Raw genomic sequence first — 22,461 nt, forward strand, 5'->3', positions numbered from 1 at the left:
TAAATAAATGATAACGGTTACGTATTTGTGGATAATGACAATATGACCGTGACAAATTTACCTCTTTTATGGCTAACGCCACGCTACGCTATCAACCAGCTACAGATCATCACTATGAAGCCGTAGTTATGGAAAAATTGGAAGACAGCAACCAACAAGACTGGATTGCAGAACCTGATATTGATCAACAAGCACAGGTCAATTTAGAATTTCAGCAGCTATTACAGTTAAATACAGAATTACGTACAGCTAATAATGATTTATTTACTCAAGTAGAGCAGTTAAAAACTGAATTAGCTGAAGCGGAAAAAATTTTGCAGTGGCAAAAAACACGATCTAGTGTTACAGAGTCCATGTTTAATCAACAAAGTCAAGACCTTTGTGCCGCCCAAGAGCAAATTCAGTCTCTATATCATCAGTTAGAAGCTTCTACACAAACAGTTCAACAGCAAGAAATATCCATAGAAACTTATAAAGCCCATTTGCAAATTAGCCAACAACGTTTAGCTCATTTGGAAAGAGAATGTTCTCTTTTACAAACTAATTATACTGAAGAGTCTCAGCAGCTATTACACTCTGAAAATACTTGTCGTGAGTTGCGGACTAGACTTATGCGCCAACAACGACAGACGCTGCAATTTAAAGCGGCTCTAGAAAAATGTCTAGATACACCAATTCCCAACCATGAAAATTTAGAGGATCATATTCATCATCCTGATGATGTCATCCATAAACATACAAGATTCTCTAGAAAAGCCCGGTCTTTGTTTCCTAACGCCCAACCTATTCGACCTTGGTCAGTAGAAGGAGATGCTCTGAGTGAATCTGTACATAATTCTTGGGTTAAGCCTACAGTCACATCTTCGGAAAATTGTACTTATCATTCAGAACCATCCATTTCTCCACCAGCACAAGTTAATGAGTCAACAATTCAATTAACAACTGTAGATAGTTCTGAACCATCATCCCTAGACCAGCAATTAGAAGGTATAATTCATCAGTTTTTTGCTCTACCATCTACTCCAGCAGACCCCCAGGAGACAGAAACTGAGGTAAATATTAATCAAGCTGATACATTAGTCTTGAAAACTTTAGTATCTCCTGCTGAGGATAATAAACAAACAGAAATAATAATCCCCCAAAATTCACACATAGAAATTGATGCTTATGCTATAACTGATAATCCTGAAAAAGAGGATTTGTCAATTATTTCTACTTCCGTAAATCCTCAAATAAATATAGAAATGGAAGATTATTGGTTAGATGTTTCATCTACTACAGAATCAAATTTACCAACTAATGATAGTTTGTCTGAATTATTAGATGACAACAAATCTGATCCTAAATCCCCTTCGCCATTAATTTATCCACAACGACCACCCAAGGGACGTAAGTCTTTAGCATCTGTAGAACTACCAAATTTTCGACCTCCAGCGAAGTAGGGGTTGGTCTAGGAGTATGGCTTACACCACGCTACACTATCAGGAGGTAGGGGCGCAGGGCCTGCGCCCAGTCAGGAGTTCAGGAAGAAGGAGATCAGAATATTCTCGAATCTGGGTTATTAAGCCTTCTTAGTTGTCAATTGTTAATTGTCAATAATCCAGTTTTACTCCTGACTCCTCGCTCCTACTTTATGCCAGTCGGCGTTTAACTTCCTCTGCTAAATCTACCAAAGCTACTTCTATTTGTTCCCCTGATTTTAAGTCCTTCAAAGATGATTTTCCAGATGCAGCTTCATCAGCACCAATAATTACACAAAACCTAATTCCCTGCTTATCTGCGGCTTGGAATTGTTTCCCTAAAGGACGTTTTTCAAAATTAGTGACAACATTAATTCCTGCTTGCCGTAACTGTTGTGATACTTGTAAATAAACAGGCATTAAATCTTCTTGCATATTTACTACTACAACTTGGGTAGGTGTGGCAGATAAAGTATTTAAAATCCCCGCTTTTAACAACCGACTAATTAACCGAGTTAAACCAATAGAAATACCCACACCAGGCATTTTTTCACCGATAAACATTCCCACTAATTCTTCATATCTGCCACCAGAACAAATACTTCCCAAAGCAGCATGGCCTAATAAAGTAGTTTCATAAACTGTGCCAGTATAGTAATTTAAACCACGGGCAATAGATAAATCAATACAGAAACGTTTATCAGCAACTCCTAAATTTCTAACTCCATTAATTACGGTTTCTAATTCAGTAACTCCTAAATTAAATTGTTCTGCTTCGGGCAGATTTTCTGATAGGTGTTTGAGTTTATCTAAAATATCATCAGTGCTACCATCAATTTTAATAAATTCAATAATTTTATCCGTTTGTTCTGGGGAAATACCTTCTTTTTCTAATTCTTGTTTAACTTTAGATTCGCCAATTTTCTCTAAATTATCAATAATACTAATACAGGTTTTAATTTGCTGTTCTGCAACTCCTACTGATTGAAAAAAACCCTGTAAGTATTTTGCGGTTATTAATGCGAATGACAAAATCACCAATATTAAGTTTTTTCAAAAATTTCGGTGATAATTGCCGGCATTTGGGCATCATAAAGTAAACTGAGTTTACCACGAGCAACTACATCAATATCACATTGTCGAAATTGTCGAAATCGTCCATCTTTTGCCCGTTCACCTCGAAATACCATATCCATTTGATAACGAGCAAAAGGAAAGGTTAATTCATTTAAGTGACGAGCAATATAAGCAGCAAAAGGAACGGTTTGATCAAATTTTAAAGCCCTAGCTTCTGAACCAGTTTCTCCAGATTTATCCTTTTCTGCTTGGCGATTTGGTGGTAAAATTGGCTCAATACCATATATAATGTTGTCACCTTGATTACCTTTAGCCTGTAGCACTTCTAACCTTTCTACTGCTGGAGTTTCAATAGGTGTAAAACCATAACTTTCAAAAACCTTGCGAATAATATCTAGTAAATATACTTCTAACCGCTTTTCGCTAGGCAAAAATTCCGGAAACCCGCTCGGAGTAGAAAAGTTTATTTTGTCACTTTTAGTCATGTTTGTACCTTACAAAATGGGAAATTAACTACAGAATTTCTATTTTACCCTTTCTTATTGAATTAGAGTACATATTGCTTGTAGTCAGGAATTTATTCCTGAGCTTTTTTTGAGCGATGAATCGCTCACTACGATTATTATATGTTACATAATGCTCATTTAATTAATCACCATTATTGAACCACCAAGAGTCTTTATTAGAGTTGGTTAGGACTACATATTGTTTGTAGTCAGGAATAAATTCCTGAGTTTTTTTTGAGCGATGAATCGCTCACTACGATTATTATATGTTACATAATGCTCATTTAATTAATCACCATTATTGAACCACCAAGGGTCTTTATTAGAGTTGGTTTTAATCAACAAGGCTTTTTTTCGCAAGAAGCGTTTTAATCCAATTGTTCCTATCCGTGAATCACCCAATCCAGAAAATTTAAAAGCGTTTCTTTCTCCTTCAGGAATTAATGCTGTTAATCCGGCATCATTAATACTAATAGTACCTGCTTCTATTTTTTGGGCAACTTCTATTGCTAGTGTTTCTGATTCTGCAAAGACAGCAGCACTTAGTCCATAAATGCAATCATTGGCTAAATTTATCGCTTCTTCGATATTAGCAAAAGACATAACAGGCATAATCGGACCAAATGTTTCTTCAGACATTACCTTCATAGAATGATTAACTTCAGTGATAACTGTAGGACGACACCACCAACCTCCACCTAATTCTTCTAGTTTACCACCACAGTGAATTACTGCCCCTTTAGAAATGGCATCTTGGAGATGATCATTAATAATAGCTGCTTGTTTTTCAGAAATAATTGGACCAATTTCTCCATCTTCAATAGTTGGATATGCTAGTTTTAATTCATGGGCTTTAGTGACTAATTGATGATAGAATTCTGCAAAGATAGATTCAGCAACATAAATTCTTTCAATTGATGAACATGATTGTCCTGTATTGACTACAGAACTCCACAAAATTGCGGAAGTTGCTAAATCTAAATTTGCTGATTCTAAAACAATTGCTGGGTCTTTTCCTCCTAATTCTAAAAAAGCGGGAATAAAATTAATTGCGGCATTTTCAGCTATTAAACGCCCAGTTTCTACGCTACCTGTAAAACAAATTAGATCTACATCTTCAATTAAATCTGATCCTGTTTGTGCTGCTCCTTCAACAAAGTTTAAAACATCGCGTAATTGAGGAATAGTGTTCAGGGTTGTCATTAAAGGAGCGACAAATCGGGGAGTTATTTCGCTAGGTTTAACTATGACTGCACAACCAGCTAATAAAGCAGGAATTGTATCAATTGTAGATAGGGATAAAGGAAAGTTCCAAGGACTAATTACCCCAACTAAAGGATAAGGAACTGATGTTTGTTGTAAGGATATAAAAGAAATAGATGTATTTTTAGCGGTGTCTTGTAGCAATTGGGGAGCTAAATTACACCATTTATCAATACTAGAAATAAGTGAGTCTATTTCTAATATTGATGTTGATAATCTCCCGGTGTCATTAACTAAGGCTTCTGTTAATAAATTTCGGTCTGATATGATAGCTTGCTTCCATGCTTTTAAGGCTTCAATTCTCTCTTGTATTTCTAATTTTTGCCAATTAATTTGTCCACGTCGCAAACGGTGACATTGCTGAGAAAGCAATTTTGGTGGAGGAGGAACTATGACATAATCGAATTTCCCTGTGCGGGGGTTGCGGACTTCAATTGGTTTGCTCATTTGTCATTAATATAAATGTGAATTTTATCTAATTACGTAAATAACTTTATTTAAAGATACTTCAAATTCCATGACTTTTACCAATTACCCAATTACGGCGGAAAAATCGCGCTAATGCAGGTTCTTCCAAAGATAAATAAATTGGTCTACCATGGGGACAGGTGCGGGGGTTGCGGGTACGTTGCCAATTATCTAATAATGTTTGCATTTCTGGTAAACTCATTTTTGTACCATTGCGAATTGCACTGCGACAAGCAACAGCAACTTGAGCAGTTTGTAAATCACCTCCCCAACTTAATTCTAAAATTGCATCAGCAGCATCTTCACGTTGTTTTAACATGGCAGGGATGTTACGTACCGCCCAAAGTTTATCACCAAAAGGTTCAATATCTAAATTGATACGTTCTAATTGGGAAACCTGGGCTGGTGATAATTGATAAAGAATAATTGGAGTTTCAACAGGTATTAGTTGCCAATGATCACATAGTTGTTCATATAAAATTCTTTCATGGGCAATATGTTGTTCTACTAACCACATTCCCCCAGAATGTTCAGCGACAATATAAGTATTGCTGACTTGAGCAACGGCTTTTAAATAATTTTGAGTTTCACTATTTTGAGAGTTTTGAGAATTAAAGTTATATTCACCTTTAGCTTCTGCGACTTTGAGTAAATTACTAACTCGTGTTGTCTGGACAGATTCTTTAATGTTAGTTTCAGAAATGCGGAGTGATTGATTGATAGCTTCAGTAATTTGTTCTTGCCAAAAGGTCAGTTCATGGAGATAGATTTCTGTTTTAGTTGGGTTACGATTCCAGTTAATTTGTTCTGGAGAAATAGTTAAATGTAAAAAACAAACTGGATAGCGATCGCGTGGTAATGTTTTATGAAAAGCTGAAAGGATAGTCTGCTCTAATTCTGGTGATTTAATCATCCTGCCATTAATGGCTACTTTCACCCAATCAGAACGATGACGATGACATCTATCAGGTAATCCGATTACTAAATATAATGATGAATTTTCTAGATTTGGTATTTTAAAATTCACTTCATGTAAATCACCTTGTCGCACTTGGGGAAGCATTTGGGGAATGAGTTTTCCTCCACTTTGTGCTGGACAAATTGTAAACCATTCTTTGTCATTTTGCCAAACTTGGTAATTAACGTGAGGATGACATAAAGCTATTTGTTGGATTATCCCTTGTACAGCTTTTAATTGCTGATTTATAGTTGGCAAACCTTGACGACGAGAGGCACAATTAGCAAATAAATTATTAACTGTTACTACTGTACCAGGTGCGATCGCTTTAATTTCTACTTGTGTTACTTCTCCTTCATGATTATATATAACCCGCTGTCCTTCATTTCCCCCTAAAGGACGACTTAAAACTTCTAAATCTGCCAAAGTTGTTAAACTGTGTAGTGCTTCACCACGAAATCCTAAACTGTTAATTTTCCACAAATCTGCACTAGAATGAATCTTACTGGTACTGTGTGCTGTTGCGGCTTGTTGCAAATCATCCAAATTCATTCCGCAACCATTATCAGCTACACGAATTCGCCACTGTTGTGGCCATAAAGAAACTACAATGCGCGTTGCACCAGCATCTAGGGAATTTTCCACTAACTCTCTGACAACAGCCATGAAAGAGTCAATAACCTCTCCCGCCGTAATTAGATATACAACATCTGTTGGTAAAGATTGAATAGTAGATACCATCTGAATAATTAAAAATTAATAATTAAAAATTGTCTGCATGGATAGATAATTAGCTTACAATATTATGACTTGAAAATATTAATTTATAAAATCTGCTGTCATTCTAAAGAAACAGGAATTCATAGCTGATATTTGCTAGATTTTTGATTAGATTAGAAGCGGGAAAAGTTTATGAGTATTAATCTAGCTGTCGATGTTAATGACTTAAAAACCAGTCTTGAATGGGGTCAACCTGCTTTGACAATTGTTGATGTGCGCGATCGCTCAACATACAATCATAGTCGCATCACAGGAGCGATTTCTATCCCTCTCAATGACTTGGAATCTCGCGCCCAAACATCCCTACACAGAGAACGCCGAATCTACATTTATGGCGAAAATGACAGCCAAGCAGCCCAAGCCGTGAGAACCTTACAATTTCTCGGTTTTACCGCAGTAGCTGAACTCACAGGTGGTTTACAAGCCTGGAAAAGCATCGGTGGTGCGACAGAAGGAGTAGATAATTAGGTGACAGGAGTCAGGAGTCAGGAGTCAGTTGTTCGTTGTCCGTGGAAAACATCTTCTCCCTGCTCCCCTGCTCCCCTGCTCCTCTGCTCCTCTGCTCCCCTGCCCCCTGCCTCTTCACTGTCACCTGTAACCTGTAACCTGTCACCTTCTTCCCTACTTCAACAAACCAGTTAATAAAGATGCTGGACGTTGAGTGTGAGGCCAGGCGAAAGCATGGCGAAAAGCTGCATCTTGACAAATTTGTAACTGCTGAAAATTGATAATGTCGTAAGTCAAAAGATTTTCATATTCAAACGGTAAACGCATATTATGTAATCCCGCGTTATCAGTACAAATGGCAATATCAACTCCAGCTTCAAAACAACGATCAAAAACTAATTTAAGTTCCCGAATATCCTGTAAAGTTCCAGTTTTTAAATAAGTGGTTGGACAAACTTCTAAACATTGTCCTCGTCTGGCAATTTCTGGGAGTAATTCAGGATACAAAAAAGGAATTTGGATACCGTGACCAATTCGCATTAAATAGGGTAATAATTCTGGATAACAACCATCTTTTGTTTCATAAAGATGCCCTGTGGTCTTAATATCCAGTGAATGGGCATAATTATATAAACTGATCCATTCTTCCATTCTTTGGGCATAATAGCGATCGCCTCCTGCTACATCTATGGCACAGACATATTCTCTATTTTGCGCTGCTAAATCAACAATTGCCTTATTTACCTCAAAGGGTAAACGGGAGTGCATACAAAGAATTTGACTGGTAATAATGGGATATTCGGGTACATGACTGGATTTACCGACAATATCCACAATTTCTCCCATTTTATCAATTCTTTCGTTTTGACTGAGATGTTCAGGAGTTCGCAAATAGGGAGTATAGCGTAATTCCAAATAAGCCAAATTCTCAAAAATATAAGCACCGCGTAATAAGCGGTAAATAAAGTACGGTAAAGTTTCCACTGTTTGCACACTTTCAACTAGGGTGTGCAGTTCGAGATATTCATCTAAGGTGTTACGGGGACGAGTATAAAAATCTTCAAATTCTGGATATTCAGCAAAGCGAGAAATTAACTCAGTGTTGTGCCGCTGGAAATATCGCCATAATACACGCGGTACAACTGAACCACCTAGATGCCGATGCAATTCTGCGTATAAAGCCATAGGGGTGTTTTGCTGTAAAAACTTTATTAAGTAGGACTTACGCACGAGTCACGAAAGAATGAACCACGAAGGAACGAAGAACACGAAGGAAAGAGAGTTTGAGAGATATTTTGCGTAAGTCCTATTAAGTTTAACGAAAATTTAGCAACTAGTTTGATTTTTTAACTGGCATTACTGATTTATGAGTTTATCACGCAGAGGCGCAGAGTCACAGAGAGTAAGAGTTTGATTTTTTAATCCATTACTAATTCTACATTTGTTAACCGCTGTAAAACCTGTTTTAAAACCATTGCTGTCCAATCAATATCTGCTGCTGTTGTCTCCTTTCCTAAAGTTAATCTAATTCCTCCTAAAGCGGCTTTTTCAGAATATCCCATTGCTAATAAAATCGGACTGGGGGTTAATTTTCCACTATTGCAAGCAGCACCGGCACTAATCCCAATTCCGGCTAAATTTAACTGACGGACTAATGTTTTACCGCTGATTTTTTCTCCGTCCGCAGCTTCTAAATAAAAACTGAGATGATGGGGTAAACGGTGAATTTTGTCACCTGTGGGAATTAAACCGGGAACATCTGCTAAAATGGCAAAGAGGCGATCGCGTAATCCGATTAATCTGATCCTTTCCGTCTCTAATTCCTGTGCGGCTAACTCCGCAGCTACTCCAAATCCAGCAATAGCGGGTGTTGCTTGTGTCCCTGAGCGCAGTCCATCCTCCTGTCCACCACCAGCCAGCAGCGGCTTTAATTCCACCCCAGGACGCACATATAACGCCCCTGCACCTAAACCACCATATAATTTATGACTAGATAAACTCAATAAATCTACAGGTAAAGTCTGTACGTCTATGGGTAAACGTCCAGCAACTTGCACTGCATCTGTGTGAAATAAAGCACCGTGTATTTGAGTAATTTTCCCTAATTCAGCAATTGGTTGGACTGTGCCGATTTCACTTTGTCCATAAATCACAGATACCAAAACTGTGTTATGTCGCAAAGCTGCTTTTAATTCTTCAGGGTTGACTCTTCCTTGATGATTGACACCCAAACGGGTAATTTCCCAACCCCAATTTTCTAACATTTTCGCCGGTTCAGAAATAGCTGAATGTTCTACACTGGAAATAATAATATGTTGGGGGACGGTATAAGATCGCACTACTCCCATTATCGCTAAGTTGTCTGCTTCTGTTCCCCCGGAAGTGAAAATAATAGATTCGGGAACAGCGTTAATTAAACCTGCAACTTGCATTCTGGCTGTTTCGACGACTAAGGCGGCACGGTTGCCCCATTCGTGTAAACTGGAAGGATTGCCCCACTGTTGTGTTAAGATTTTTTGGATAATAGCGATCGCTTCTGGACGAGTTGGAGTAGTTGCACTGTAATCTAGATATATTTGCATAAAAATTAATAAATAAGAGTTTCACGCAAAGGCGCAAAGGCGCAAAGGAAGAAAGAAGTTAATTCAAGGTGTGATATAAATACATTAAAATCCTTGTAATTTATTTTTATCAGATTACTGTGTTTATTTTCCCACGAATCCGCTATTTTCTCTATATCTTTTTATTACTATTTACTTTTACTGGGTGTCAACAAGTCAAATCATCAAATCAGCGTTTAGCACCTTTACCACAAGATCCTTTTATTCAAGTTTACTTCAATCATTCGGAATCGTCGGAATATCCAGAAACTTATCGTCAGCAAACCCGGTTAGGGGATGATTTGGAAAGGCAGATTGTTGATACTATTGCTGAAGCTAAATCTACTGTTGATATAGCTGTACAAGAGTTGCGTTTACCAAAAATTGCTCAGATATTAGCAGAAAAGCAAAAAGCCGGAATCAAGGTAAGGTTAATTTTAGAAAATAATTATTCTCGTCCTTGGAGTAGTTTTACTTCCGCAGAAATAGCCAAGTTGGAGAAAAGAGAACAAGAACGATATAATGAGTTTCAGAAATTTGTTGATATTAATCAAGATAATCAAATTACACCGGAGGAAATTAGTCAAAGGGATGCTTTAGCAATTATTCAAAATGCTAAAATTCCCTGGATAGATGATACTGCTGATGGTTCAAAGGGTAGCAGTTTAATGCACCATAAATTTGTCGTTGTTGATAATCGTTTTGTGATTATTACTTCTGCTAATTTTACGTTAAGTGATACTTCTGGAGATTTTACAAATCCTAGCAGTTTAGGTAATGCTAATAATTTATTAAAAATTGATAACTCTGAATTAGCAACTTTATTAACGGAAGAGTTTGATATTATGTGGGGTGACGGTGTAGGGGGGAAACCAGATAGTAAGTTTGGACTAAAAAAAATTCTCCGAAAACCGCAAACTATTATTTCAGATAACACTAAAATTACAGTTAATTTTTCCCCAATTTCTGCAACTCAACCTTGGAGTATGAGCAGTAATGGTTTAATTGCTAAAACTTTATCTGCAAGTACAAAAACGGTTGATTTAGCATTATTTGTATTTTCAGATCAACAACTTGCTAATATTCTTGAATCACGTCATTATCAAAATGTCCAAATTCGGGCTTTAATTGAACCTCAATTTGCTTATCGTCCCTATAGTGAAGCTTTAGATATGATGGGATTTGCTTTAAGTGATAACTGTAAATATGAAGTTGATAACCGTCCTTGGCAAAATCCTATTTCTACAGTTGGAGTGCCAATTTTAGCTAAAGGAGATTTGTTACATCATAAGTTCTCAGTTATAGATAACCAAACTGTAATTACAGGTTCACATAATTGGTCAGAAGCAGCAAATCATGGCAACGATGAAACATTAATAATCATCGAAAACTCTACAGTTGCCAACCATTTTCAAAGAGAATTTGACCGACTTTATGGTAAAATCAAACCAGGTTTACCAGCCCATATTCAAGCAAGAATTGATGCAGAAGTTAAACAATGTTCCCAAATTCAACAACCATCATCTTTTGTAAATCCAATTATTACTAAAATTAATCTCAATACTGCTACTCAAGCAGAATTAGAAACTCTTCCTGGTGTCGGTAAAAAGTTAGCTGAAAGGATAATTTTCGCCCGACAGCAACAAAAATTTACATCTTTACAAGACATAGAAAAAGTTCCAGGTATTAGTATGAGGATGATAGAAAAATGGGAATCTAGTATAACATGGTAACAGTACATATTTCCCGTGAAACCTATTGTGGCTCAAATAAATCCAAAATTGCCAATTAGTTGATCTATCAAAAGTATGGGAATATGATTATCTACTTATAGAAAGATGAAATTAGAGAACAATTTTTTTAACATAAATATAACTTAGATAATCGGAGTTTGTTTATGCCTTATAGTACAATAGAGGAATTGCCTCAAGATATCCAAGCACGACTACCAGAACACGCTCAACAGATTTTTGTAGCTGCTTTTAATGCTGTTGAACGTGATGGAATGAATGAGAAAGATGCCCTGGAAGTAGCTTGGAATAGTGTTCACAATGAATATGAACCAGACGGAGAAGGTAACTGGCACAGAAAGCCAGAAGATCCTGCTACACATCATAAAGCTGTAACGTCTGGTGGTAATTAATTGGCTAAAAAATCAATCTTAATTTCAATACCTTGTCCATTTTTTGTAGGTTGGGTAGAACGAAGTGAAACCCGACGCATTTGTTGGGTTTTGTACCGATTGCTCCGCAACGCTAACGCGAACAACCCAACCTACAAATCAAGACTTTTTCGATTTGGACAAGTTATTGTTATATAGACCGCTTTTTCAGGAATAATAATTTTGTAATCATTACAGGACTTACGCAAAATCATGAAAAAACGTTCGCAAAGCGTGCGCGAAGCGCATACCGCAGAGGACGCAGAGGACACAGAGAAATAAGAGTTTTGGAGAGTTATTGCGTAAGTCCTACATTAAATAGAATTAAGTAATGTTGGCGATTTTTTCTAATTTTTAACTCCTTCTTTATGATTCCCATTATTTCCACTATTCCCCTTTTTCAACTTGCTTCTGGTGAGTTCCTCTCTCTCCAGGTATATAAATTTGTTGGTGCTAAATCTGGGAAAAAAGTATATATACAATCTAATTTGCATGGTGCAGAAATTGTTGGTAATGCTGTCATTTACCAATTGATTGATTTTTTTAGAACATTAAAAACTACTCAAATAGTAGGAGAAATCTGGCTCGTTCCTGTTTGTAATCCTTTAGCTATTAATCAACGAAATCATAGCTTTTCTACAGGTAGATTCAATATTTATGATGGCAAAAATTGGAATAGAATTTTTTGGGATTATGAGAAAAAACATCATGATATAGAAGAGTTTGCCCGTTCTCAAATTGGTTTAGATTTAGATACTATCCAGGATAACTTTTCTAGAAAAATTAAACATAGCTTTGATAGTCTTTTAGATAAAATTAATGCCCGTAGTAGTGTCAGGCTAACTGATAAATATCGCTATAAGTTACAATCTTTGTATTTAGATGCAGATTATATAATTGATTTACATAGTCATACTGGACAAGGAATAGAATACCTTTATTATTTCCAAAATCGAGAAGATAGTGCTAATTTATTTCTCCTCAATTATGGCATTTTATTTGATGAATATGATGGTGATGCTTTTGATGAAGCATTTATCAAACCTTGGTTAGCTTTAGAGACCGCTTTTTTAAAATTAACAGGAGAAAAATTTAGATTTGATATAGAAGCATGGACTTTAGAATTAGGTTCGGGAATGCAAATGAATCCAGATTCAATAACTAAAGGAGTGCGCGGAATTAAAAACTATTTAGCTAAAAAAGGTATTTTAGAAATACAGGATTTTCCTCAAACAGAAACTATATCTCATCAAACCAGTTTTCGTTCACTAAGTCAAGTAAAGGAATACTGGACACCCGTAGGAGGAATGATTTTATCTAAACCTAGATTAGGTACTTTAGTAAATCAGGGAGACTTGCTATATAAAGTTTTGACTTTTAATAAAACAGGTGAATTACCAACTATCATTCATGTTTATGCAGAAACCACAGGTTTAGTTTATGATATATCTATAAATGATTCTGTAAATGAAGGAGAATTCGTACTAGGAACGATGTAGTTAGTAATTAAAAACAATTTAATTTTACATAATTTCAATTAATAAATGTTAATCATTAAAAATGCGATCGCTATTCGTCCCATGCAAGATCATATCCATGATTATCAGTTAATGGAAAAATGGCGTAGCGATGAAAAAGTATTGCAATTTTATGGTGGGAGAGATTATCCTTATGACTTAGAAAAAGTTATAGAAACCTATCAACCTAGAATAGTTGGGAAAGAAGCAATTACTCCTTGTATATTTGTTGATAAAAATCTAGAAATTGGCTATTTACAATATTATAATTTAAACAAATTACCGGAGGATCTTAGACAAATGTATTGTTTAGAAAATACAGATAATGTCTATGGAATTGACTTATTTATTGGAGAAACTGAATATTGGAATCAGGGAATTGGTACAAAAGTGCTTTTAACTGCCATAGACTATATTTTTAATCAACTACAAGCTGCTAAAATTGTCATTAATCCCAACGTCAATAATCTCCGCGCTATCCGCTGCTATGAGAAATGTGGTTTTGTGAAAATCAAGCTTTTACTATGTCATGACTTACATGAAGGTAAATATCAGGATTGCTGGTTAATGGCAATAAAACGTAATAATTCGTTAGACTAAGAATAAATTAACTGCTGGGATTTAGCTTTCTATAAAAACCATGACTCAACCAACTACAAAAATTTGTATACTAGGTGGTGGCTTTGGTGGACTTTACACCGCCCTGCGTTTAAGCCAATTACCGTGGGAATCTACACCCAAACCTGAGATTATCTTAGTCGATCAGAGCGATCGCTTTGTCTTTTCCCCCTTTCTTTACGAACTCCTCACCAGAGAACTCCAAACCTGGGAAATCGCCCCACCTTACTCAGAATTACTCCAAGGCACGGATATCCGGTTTCACCAAGGGGCTGTATCCGACATAGACATTAACAAGCAAACAATCCAATTAGCAGATCAATCAGAACTGACTTATGACCGCTTAGTATTAGCACTAGGTGGTGAAACACCTCTAGACTTAGTTCCCGGTGCTGCTACCCATGCTTACCCATTCCGTACCATTACTGATGCTTATCAATTAGAAGAACGGCTGCGAGTTCTCGAAGCAGCAAATCCAGAAAAAATCCGTGTGGCGATCGTTGGTGCGGGTTACAGTGGCGTAGAATTAGCTTGTAAACTAGCAGATAGAATCGGCGCAAAAGGACGTTTCCGCCTCATTGAACTTAGTGATCAAATTTTGCGAACCTCCCCAGAATTTAATCGTGAAGCCGCCAAAAAAGCCTTAGATAGCAAAGGCGTATTTATTGACTTAGAAACTAAAGTAGTATCAGTTGACCAAGATAGCATCTCTCTAGAGTATAAAAAATCAAGTAGATACAATTCCCGTAGATTTGGTAATTTGGACCGTAGGAACGAAAGTTTCTCCAGTCGCGAAAACCTTACCACTGAAGCAAAATCAGCGGGGACAAATCACCACCACACCGGAATTACAAGCCGTAGAACATCCCGAAATCTTTGCTTTAGGAGATTTAGCCGACTGTCTCGACGCAGAAGGAAAACAAGTCCCCGCCACCGCCCAAGTCGCCTTTCAACAAGCTGATTATACCGCGTGGAATATCTGGGCTTCTATCACCAATCGTCCCTTACTTCCTTTCCGCTATCAACCATTAGGAGAAATGATGGCTTTGGGAATAGATAACGCCACCCTCACCGGGTTAGGTGTGCAATTAGACGGTTCTTTTGCATACTTAGCCCGTCGGTTGGCTTATCTGTATCGTTTACCCACTTTAAATCATCAATTGAAAGTTGGTTTTAACTGGTTGGTTAGCCCTATAATAGAAGCCATTTCTCGGTAAATTGTAGGGGCGAAGCATTTGGTGTAAGGGCGTATCCCTAACGGGGGCTGGAAGCATCAGCATTCGGTGTAAGGGCGAAGCATTCGGAAAATAAACTTGGGAAAAAACCGATAATTAATCGCCCGAATGCTTCGCCCCTACATGGGAAAAAACCGATAATTAATCGCCCGAATGCTTCGCCCCTACATGGGAAAAAACCGATAAATTATCGCCCGAATGCTTCGCCCTTACTTTTAATCGCCGGGGATATTAAAACTTGCAAGTTCAGATATGATTGCTATATTTACTACTGAAGACTGAAGTATCAATTTTTATGAAAAAACCCAAAGTTATTTTTGTAGATGCTGTAGGTACATTATTTGGTGTTAAAGGTAGTGTTGGTAAAATTTATCGCCAAATCGCCCAGGATTTTGGGGTAGAAGTTTCCGCCCAAGAATTAGATAAAAACTTTGTGAACAGCTTTAAAGCAGCACCACCGCCTATATTTCTTGATGCAGATATTAGAGATATTCCCCAACGCGAATATGATTGGTGGCGGATTATTGCTTTGAATACTTTTGAAGGTGCAGGTGTTCTTAAAGACTTTTCCGACTTTTCCGCATTTTTTAGCGAACTTTATATTCACTTTGGGACTCCTGAACCTTGGTATGTTTATCCTGATGTCACTTTAGCTTTAATGAATTGGCGACGCTTAGGAGTAGAACTAGGAGTATTATCTAACTTTGATTCCCGCCTATATTTAGTATTACAAGGTTTAGGACTCAAAGAATATTTTAACTCTATTACCATTTCTACCCAAGCCCGTGCCGCTAAACCAGATCCAGAAATTTTTAAACTTGCTTTAAATAAACACCAGTGTTCCCCCGAAGACGCATGGCACATTGGCGACAGCCTCACAGAGGACTATCAAGGCGCTAAAGCAGCAGGTATGAGAGGGATTTGGATTAACCGTAATCCCACTAGTTAACACCGTAATTTTACTGTCAATCTTTGTTTATGGTGTAAATTTTTCTTGCAAAGATTATCTATATTGCCATATTCATAATTTATCACTGTTACTCTAGAAACATTGTTAAGTAATTCTGGCTGTGGCAAAAAATGAAAAAATGCCTAACACATACTTGGTATAAATTTCGCCAATCTTTCTTAGTAACAGAAAGTATAAATCCCACTCCTGAAACTGGTAAAGCAGTCTTAGAAGCAGCAATAACCATTCAAGAACAAGGTGCTAATTTAGAAGTCTGGAAACTGTTACTACAAGATTCATCTTCTTTATTAGATGTGCTATGTTTACCATTAACCCTGGTGATAAATAAAGAATTATCATTTTTATCTCTGGGAATGGCTTTACTCAAAGCTTATCGTGATGCTTCTCAACAAGCACCTGCGTTAGAAGACTACATATCTATTATGAGTCAAGCTGCTTATTTAGAAACTGTCCGCGATATTTTATCTTTATATCCATCTTTGCACTATGATAACCCAGCCGAAAATCCAGAATTAGGAAATATTCTCGAAAATATTAATAATATTGAATTAGATGAAGAAACGGCTATTCAAATAATTGAATGTTTTCATGAATCTCCATTAGCAACTGCATTTAATAAATTATTATTGACCAGGTTAATATCACCCCATTTAAGCCAATATCCAGCTAAACTATTAGCAAAAAGAATTGCCAGAAATACTCATCAATATCTTATTCAAGCCTTGATAGATTTGGGTGATGATATCCAAGTATTTATCCCTAATTGTCGAGAAAAATGGCAACAAGAACAACAGAATATTCAACAGATTCATGAATATCTCAACAATGAAATTGCCACTCAAGCATTAGCACCAGTTTTTGACCAAAGTTGCTCATTTAAAGATATTTATATTCCCTTGAAAGTTAAATCTGTCAATGGTGAACAAAGGGATTTAGAAGCATGGGTAAAGAAAAATATCCTCACTGACAACAACTTGAAAAAAGTTATGCTTATCCAAGGAAAAAGAGGTAGTGGTAAAAGTATTTTCTGTAAAATCTTCGCAGATTGGATTAGACAACATTTGCATCCTTTATGGACACCAATTTTAATTAATCTTCAAGATATCAAAACTTTATCATCTCATCTAGAAGCAACATTAATTGCCAATCTGGATTTACGTTTTCATAGTGATGATGATAACTGGTTGAGAAATAAAAATACTCGATTTCTGTTTATTTTTGATGGCTGGGATGAATTATCAATTGCTGCTAGAAATAATCAGAATTTAGAAACATTTATTAAACAAGTTGCCGAATTTCAACAACAATGTAAAAATGACCAGAAAATGGGACATAGGGTATTAATTACTGGTAATAATATTCCTTTAGAAATTATTCCTAATTTACCCGCAAATTTAGAACTGGTGGAAATTCTGCCTTTAGATCAAAAACAACAGGAAAAATGGTTAGAAAAATGGCAATCGTTACCAACTAATCATGATAAGAATACAGATTTACAGCATTTTTTATCAAATCAGAAATGTCCTGTAATTGTGCAAGAATTAATTCATCAACCAATATTACTCTACTTCTTAGCGGGAATGTATCGAGATAATCAACTCATAATTGATAATTTAAGAGCAGATGATTCTCGAACTGTGACAGCTTTAATTTATCAAGAAGCTATAAATTGGTTAATTTGTAAATCAGGTGATGATGTAAAACATTTTTTGACAGAAGCTGCTGTTGCTGTAGTGCAGTCAGGTAGAGAATTTGCTTCTATTCCTATGCTCAAATCTCGCTGTCAAGATGATACCACAACTTTAGAGATAATTAACAACGGCATGATCAAAATGCCTTTGGTATATTCTCATCTTGATTCCCTCCATGAATCAGATCAAGGGATAAAATTTTGTCACCGGAGTTTTGGTGAATTTCTATTTGCTGAACGCTTGAAATTAAGTTTAATTGATTGGACACAAAAGGAATTAATTACTAGCGAGTCTCAAATGAATTGGCAAATTTATGACTTGCTAGGTTGGGGAATTCTCACCAAAGAGATAGTTGAATATTTAATGGGATTAATTATTGGTATTCCCAACTTTAACTGGATCAGACTATATAGACGGTTAGAGAATTTTTACGCTAGTTGGTGTCAAGGTAAATTTATTGATGCTGCTGAAGAAACTTTACCGCAAATTAAGCTGCGAGAATTGCAAAATGCTGGTATTTATCAATTAGGTCAGCGTCAAGTAGATATTTATGCTGGGTTAAATGTGATGATTTTACTTTTAGCTATACAGCGTTATGCCCAAGAACATGAGGTACTTAAAGAACATATAATTTTTTATCCATCTGGTCAACCAGAAGGAAATAATTTCACGTACCAATTACAAAACATTATTTATTACAGTAGTTGCTTAAAGGGTGAAAATTTCCGGAGTTTAGTTGGTCAATTTCTCAGTGGCGCTCATCTTCGGGGTGCAAGTTTGTTACATATAAATCTTAGCTATGCAGACCTGACAGAAGCAGACCTCAGCCGTGCTAGTCTGGGTGGGGCAAATTTCAGCTATGCTAATCTTCACAGTGCTTATTTCATTGGTGCAGATTTAAGAGAGGTAGATTTTACATCTGCCAATTTAGGCGAAACTTATCTAAGTGGTGCAAATCTCAGCCGTGCTAACCTCTCTGGTGCAAATCTCAAAGATGTGGATTTGAGTCGTGCTAATCTGGGGGGTGCTGACTTGCGAGGTGCAAACTTTGATGGTGCGAATTTTATGGGTGCTATATTCAGTAATGATACCTGTGGTGATATCCGTTGGGATGCAAAAACTAATTGGCAAAATGCGGAAGGTTTAGAACTAGCGAAAAATGTCCCAGTAGCTTTAAAAAAACGATTTTTGTCAGAATCTGATTGCAGCTAAAGATAGAAGTTCAAACTGAGATGATATGACGATATATTTAAATATCTGAATTATTTCAATCTACCGTTTGTTCTTGAATTTATGAAGTCTTATTTAGCCGCCGCTATTCAAATGACCAGTGTGCCTGATTTGCAGAAAAATTTGGCACAAGCAGAAGAATTAATTGATTTGGCCGTGCGTCGGGGTGCGGAATTAGTGGGTTTACCAGAAAATTTTTCCTTTATGGGCGAGGAAAAGGATAAACTAGCTCAAGGGGATGCGATCGCAATAGCAACGGAAACATTTCTCTACAAAATGGCACAACGCTTTCAAGTGACTATTCTCGGCGGCGGCTTCCCTATCCCAGGAGATAGTAATGGTAAAGTTTATAATACAGCATTACTCATAGATCCCAACGGTCAAGAACTTGCCCGTTACCAAAAAGTACACCTGTTTGATGTCAATGTCCCTGATGGTAATACCTATCGAGAATCAAGTACCGTCATGGCTGGACAGGAGTTACCTTCTGTTTATGCTTCCTCTGACTTAGGCAAAATTGGCCTTTCTATTTGCTATGATGTCCGCTTTCCGGAACTGTACCGACATTTATCGAATCAGGGTGCAGATATCTTATTTGTTCCCGCCGCTTTTACCGCCTTTACTGGTAAAGACCACTGGCAAGTATTACTACAATCTAGGGCGATAGAAAATACCTGTTACGTCATCGCCCCCGCCCAAACGGGTACTAATTACGATCGCCGTCAAACTCACGGACACGCCATGATTATAGATCCTTGGGGTGTAATTTTAGCAGATGCTGGCGAAAAACCGGGAGTAGCGATCGCGGAAATCAAACCCACCAGATTAGAACAAGTCCGCCGCCAAATGCCATCCTTACAGCATCGCGTCTTTTAATTGGGGCTTGCTTAACAAACTGAAAACCTTTCCTCCTCCTAATTATTCCTCCTGACAACTGACAACTGACCACTGACAACTGACACCATAGCAAAACCGCTGCTTGGTGTCGGGACATCACCCCAAAACTAAATTCCCATGTCTACCCTTCCTGAAACCCTCCGCCACCGTCGCCAAAAACTAGCAGAAATCATTGACTTTCCCGTGGTCTTCTGGTCAGGTGGTAGCAGTCCCCGTAACTTCCCCGCCAATACCTTCCCCTACCGCGCCAATAGTCATTTCCTTTATTTTGCTGGAATTCCTCTTGAAAACGCCGCCATCCGCCTAGAAAGTGGCAAGCTACAACTATTTATAGATGACCCCCATCCCAGTAGCGCCCTCTGGCATGGTGAAACCCCGAACCGTGAAGAAATCGCTGCCACAATAGGCGCAGATGAAGCCAGAACAATGGCAGAATTAGCCAATTACTTAGCAAATGTGGCGACTCTTCCTGTCCAAGATGCAACTACTTGGACACAGCAAACCCAACTTTTAGATAGATGGGTTTTACCGAAAAATCAACTGGCAGGAATTGATTTAGAATTAGCTCAAGCGATCGCTTCTCTCCGTCTCACTCACGACGAAACCGCATTAGTGGAATTACGCAAAGCAGCAGCAGTGAGTGTCGCCGCACATAAAGCAGGCATGGCTGCAACTCCTTCCGCTAAACTCGAAGCCGAAGTCCGTGCTGCAATGGAAGCAGTCATCATGGGTCAGAATATGACCACTGCTTATACCAGTATTGTGACAGTACATGGCGAAGTTTTACACAATAATCATTATTACCACTCCCTCAAAGCAGGAGATTTACTTTTAGCTGACGTGGGTGCAGAAACCCAAACAGGTTGGGCTGCTGATATTACCCGGACTTGGCCTATTTCTGGTAAGTTTTCATCTACCCAAAGAGATATTTATGATATTGTTTTAGCCGCCCATGATGCTTGTATTCAAAACATCGCCCCTGGTGTGGAATATGCAGAAATTCATCTGTTAGCAGCAACTGTCATAGCCGAAGGTTTAGTAAATTTAGGAATTTTGCAAGGTACACCAGAAGATTTAGTAAAAATGGATCTTCATGCCTTATTTTTTCCTCACGGAATTGGGCATCTTTTAGGTTTAGATGTTCATGATATGGAAGATTTAGGAGATATCGCTGGTTATGATCAAGGAAGAAGTAGAAGTAGCCGTTTTGGTTTAAGTTATTTACGATTAAATCGTCCTTTACGTGCAGGAATGTTAGTAACAATTGAACCAGGCTTTTATCAAGTTCCCGCCATTTTAAATGATCCTAAAATTCGGTCACAATATCAATATCTAGTCAATTGGGAACGATTAGAACAATTTGCAGATGTGCGGGGAATTCGGATTGAGGATGATGTATTAGTTACAGAATCAGGAAGAGAAGTTTTAACAGCCGCATTACCAAATCAAGCCACTGCTATCGAAGATTTAGTTAGTTGTTCAATATAATATGCTCTGTCTAAAAACTGTTATGATAGGTAAGATTATCAAATTCGTTTTGACATTATCATAACTATGGCTAACACCACACTGGCGCTATCAGAAACGTTTAATCCAGTACCAGTAACAGTTCTCACCGGCTATTTAGGCGCAGGTAAAACTACTCTGTTAAATCACATTCTTACCTATGAACATGGTAAAAAAGTTGCTGTTATTGTCAACGAATTTGGAGAAGTAGGAATTGATAATCAATTAGTAATTGATGCCGATGAAGAAATTTTTGAAATGAACAATGGCTGTATTTGTTGTACGGTTCGTGGTGATTTAATTCGCATCATTGGCAACTTAATGAAACGTCGGGATAAATTTGATCATTTAGTGATTGAAACCACCGGATTAGCCGATCCTGCACCTGTAATTCAAACGTTTTTTGTTGATGAGGATTTACAAAGTCAATTGTCATTAGATGCAGTGGTGACAGTTGTAGATGCTAAACATATTTGGCAACATTGGGAAGCTGACGAAGCCCAAGAACAAATTGCTTTTGCTGATGTGATTTTATTGAATAAAACTGATTTGGTAACACCTGAAGTTTTAGATGAGTTAGAAACCCGCATTCGCTCAATGAATGCAATGGCAAAAATTCACCGCACGCATAATTCCGAATTAGCAATGTCAGCTTTATTAGGAGTGAAAGCATTTGATTTAGATCATGCTTTAGAAATTGATCCCAATTTCTTAGGAGAAGATGCTCATGTTCATGATGAAAGCGTTTATTCTGTTGCTATAGTAGCAGATGGTTCTGTAAATGGTGAAAAATTAAATGCCTGGATGTCAGAATTACTAAGTACCCAAGGTACAGATATTTTTAGAATGAAAGGGATTTTAAATATTGACAATGAAGACAATCGTTTTGTTTTCCAAGGTGTACACATGATCTTTGATGGTAAAGCAGATAGACCTTGGAAAGTTAATGAATCTCGCAAAAATGAACTTGTTTTTATTGGTCGAAATTTAGATGAAGCCAAATTAAAACGAGATTTTTCTGCTTGTATGAATTAAAAAGAAAAAGGCGAATATAATATTGCTTCGCAACGCCAAGGG

The 22,461-nt window shown here is 37.2% G+C and carries 15 protein-coding genes and 2 pseudogenes; 12 read left to right on the plus strand and 5 right to left on the minus strand.

The features are described 5' to 3' along the window. The first annotated feature begins 68 nt into the window (after positions 1-68). Positions 69-1,442, plus strand: coding sequence for a hypothetical protein (locus FJR38_RS10100; protein WP_168536797.1), 1,374 nt, complete (start codon positions 69-71; stop codon positions 1,440-1,442). Between the two features lie 189 nt (positions 1,443-1,631). Here the strand turns inward: FJR38_RS10100 and hisS are convergent. From hisS to mutL, 3 genes and pseudogenes are all read right to left on the minus strand, one after another. Beyond that, a pseudogene (hisS, locus tag FJR38_RS10105) lies at positions 1,632-3,022 on the minus strand (histidine--tRNA ligase). Between the two features lie 309 nt (positions 3,023-3,331). Next, positions 3,332-4,753 carry an aldehyde dehydrogenase family protein gene (locus FJR38_RS10110; RefSeq protein WP_168498042.1) on the minus strand — a complete coding sequence of 474 codons (1,422 nt, stop codon included), beginning with the start codon at positions 4,751-4,753 and terminating at the stop codon, positions 3,332-3,334. A gap of 61 nt (positions 4,754-4,814) precedes the next feature. Next, a complete protein-coding gene (gene mutL / locus FJR38_RS10115) occupies positions 4,815-6,473 on the minus strand; it encodes a DNA mismatch repair endonuclease MutL (RefSeq protein ID WP_168536799.1) in 1,659 nt (552 codons plus the stop codon). 171 nt (positions 6,474-6,644) lie between these two features. Here mutL and FJR38_RS10120 point away from each other — a divergent pair, with 171 nt between their 5' ends. Then, entirely contained in the window at positions 6,645-6,980 is a 336-nt protein-coding gene (locus FJR38_RS10120) for a rhodanese-like domain-containing protein (RefSeq protein ID WP_168498046.1), read from the plus strand. Between the two features lie 153 nt (positions 6,981-7,133). Here the strand turns inward: FJR38_RS10120 and FJR38_RS10125 are convergent, their stop codons facing one another. Continuing rightward, positions 7,134-8,144 (minus strand): adenosine deaminase, encoded by a 1,011-nt coding sequence (locus FJR38_RS10125; RefSeq protein WP_168536801.1) that lies wholly within the window; start codon positions 8,142-8,144, stop codon positions 7,134-7,136. 233 nt (positions 8,145-8,377) lie between these two features. Continuing rightward, the gene (locus FJR38_RS10130; RefSeq protein ID WP_168536803.1) at positions 8,378-9,541 is read right to left on the minus strand and encodes a cysteine desulfurase family protein; all 1,164 of its coding nucleotides are present in this window, start codon (positions 9,539-9,541) and stop codon (positions 8,378-8,380) included. Between the two features lie 119 nt (positions 9,542-9,660). Here FJR38_RS10130 and FJR38_RS10135 point away from each other — a divergent pair, with 119 nt between their 5' ends. The 10 genes and pseudogenes from FJR38_RS10135 (at position 9,661) to FJR38_RS10180 (ending at position 22,419) form a co-directional block, all read left to right on the plus strand. Next, entirely contained in the window at positions 9,661-11,292 is a 1,632-nt protein-coding gene (locus FJR38_RS10135) for a DUF655 domain-containing protein (RefSeq protein WP_168536805.1), read from the plus strand. Between the two features lie 164 nt (positions 11,293-11,456). After that, positions 11,457-11,702, plus strand: a complete 246-nt coding sequence (locus tag FJR38_RS10140) for a ChaB family protein (RefSeq protein WP_168498054.1) — start codon at positions 11,457-11,459, stop codon at positions 11,700-11,702. A 386-nt stretch (positions 11,703-12,088) separates the two neighbouring features. Further along, positions 12,089-13,219: a succinylglutamate desuccinylase/aspartoacylase family protein gene (locus FJR38_RS10145; RefSeq protein ID WP_168536807.1), complete on the plus strand. Its 1,131-nt coding sequence runs from the start codon at positions 12,089-12,091 to the stop codon at positions 13,217-13,219. Between the two features lie 45 nt (positions 13,220-13,264). Then, positions 13,265-13,837 (plus strand): GNAT family N-acetyltransferase, encoded by a 573-nt coding sequence (locus FJR38_RS10150; protein ID WP_168498058.1) that lies wholly within the window; start codon positions 13,265-13,267, stop codon positions 13,835-13,837. A 40-nt stretch (positions 13,838-13,877) separates the two neighbouring features. Next, positions 13,878-15,072, plus strand: a pseudogene (locus FJR38_RS10155) (NAD(P)/FAD-dependent oxidoreductase). A 313-nt stretch (positions 15,073-15,385) separates the two neighbouring features. Next, entirely contained in the window at positions 15,386-16,039 is a 654-nt protein-coding gene (locus FJR38_RS10160) for an HAD family hydrolase (RefSeq protein ID WP_168536809.1), read from the plus strand. A 131-nt stretch (positions 16,040-16,170) separates the two neighbouring features. Next, a complete protein-coding gene (locus FJR38_RS10165) occupies positions 16,171-18,963 on the plus strand; it encodes a pentapeptide repeat-containing protein (RefSeq protein ID WP_168536811.1) in 2,793 nt (930 codons plus the stop codon). Positions 18,964-19,044: 81 nt separating this feature from the next. Further along, on the plus strand, positions 19,045-19,857 hold the full coding sequence (locus FJR38_RS10170) for a carbon-nitrogen hydrolase family protein (protein WP_168498066.1): 813 nt from the start codon (positions 19,045-19,047) through the stop codon (positions 19,855-19,857). Positions 19,858-19,995: 138 nt separating this feature from the next. Further along, a complete protein-coding gene (locus FJR38_RS10175; RefSeq protein ID WP_168536813.1) occupies positions 19,996-21,366 on the plus strand; it encodes an aminopeptidase P family protein in 1,371 nt (456 codons plus the stop codon). Between the two features lie 66 nt (positions 21,367-21,432). Further along, positions 21,433-22,419, plus strand: coding sequence for a GTP-binding protein (locus FJR38_RS10180; protein ID WP_168536815.1), 987 nt, complete (start codon positions 21,433-21,435; stop codon positions 22,417-22,419). The last annotated feature ends 42 nt before the right edge of the window (positions 22,420-22,461 follow it).

This window comes from Anabaena sp. UHCC 0253 (genome assembly GCF_009712085.1).
Classification (GTDB): Bacteria; Cyanobacteriota; Cyanobacteriia; order Cyanobacteriales; family Nostocaceae; genus Dolichospermum.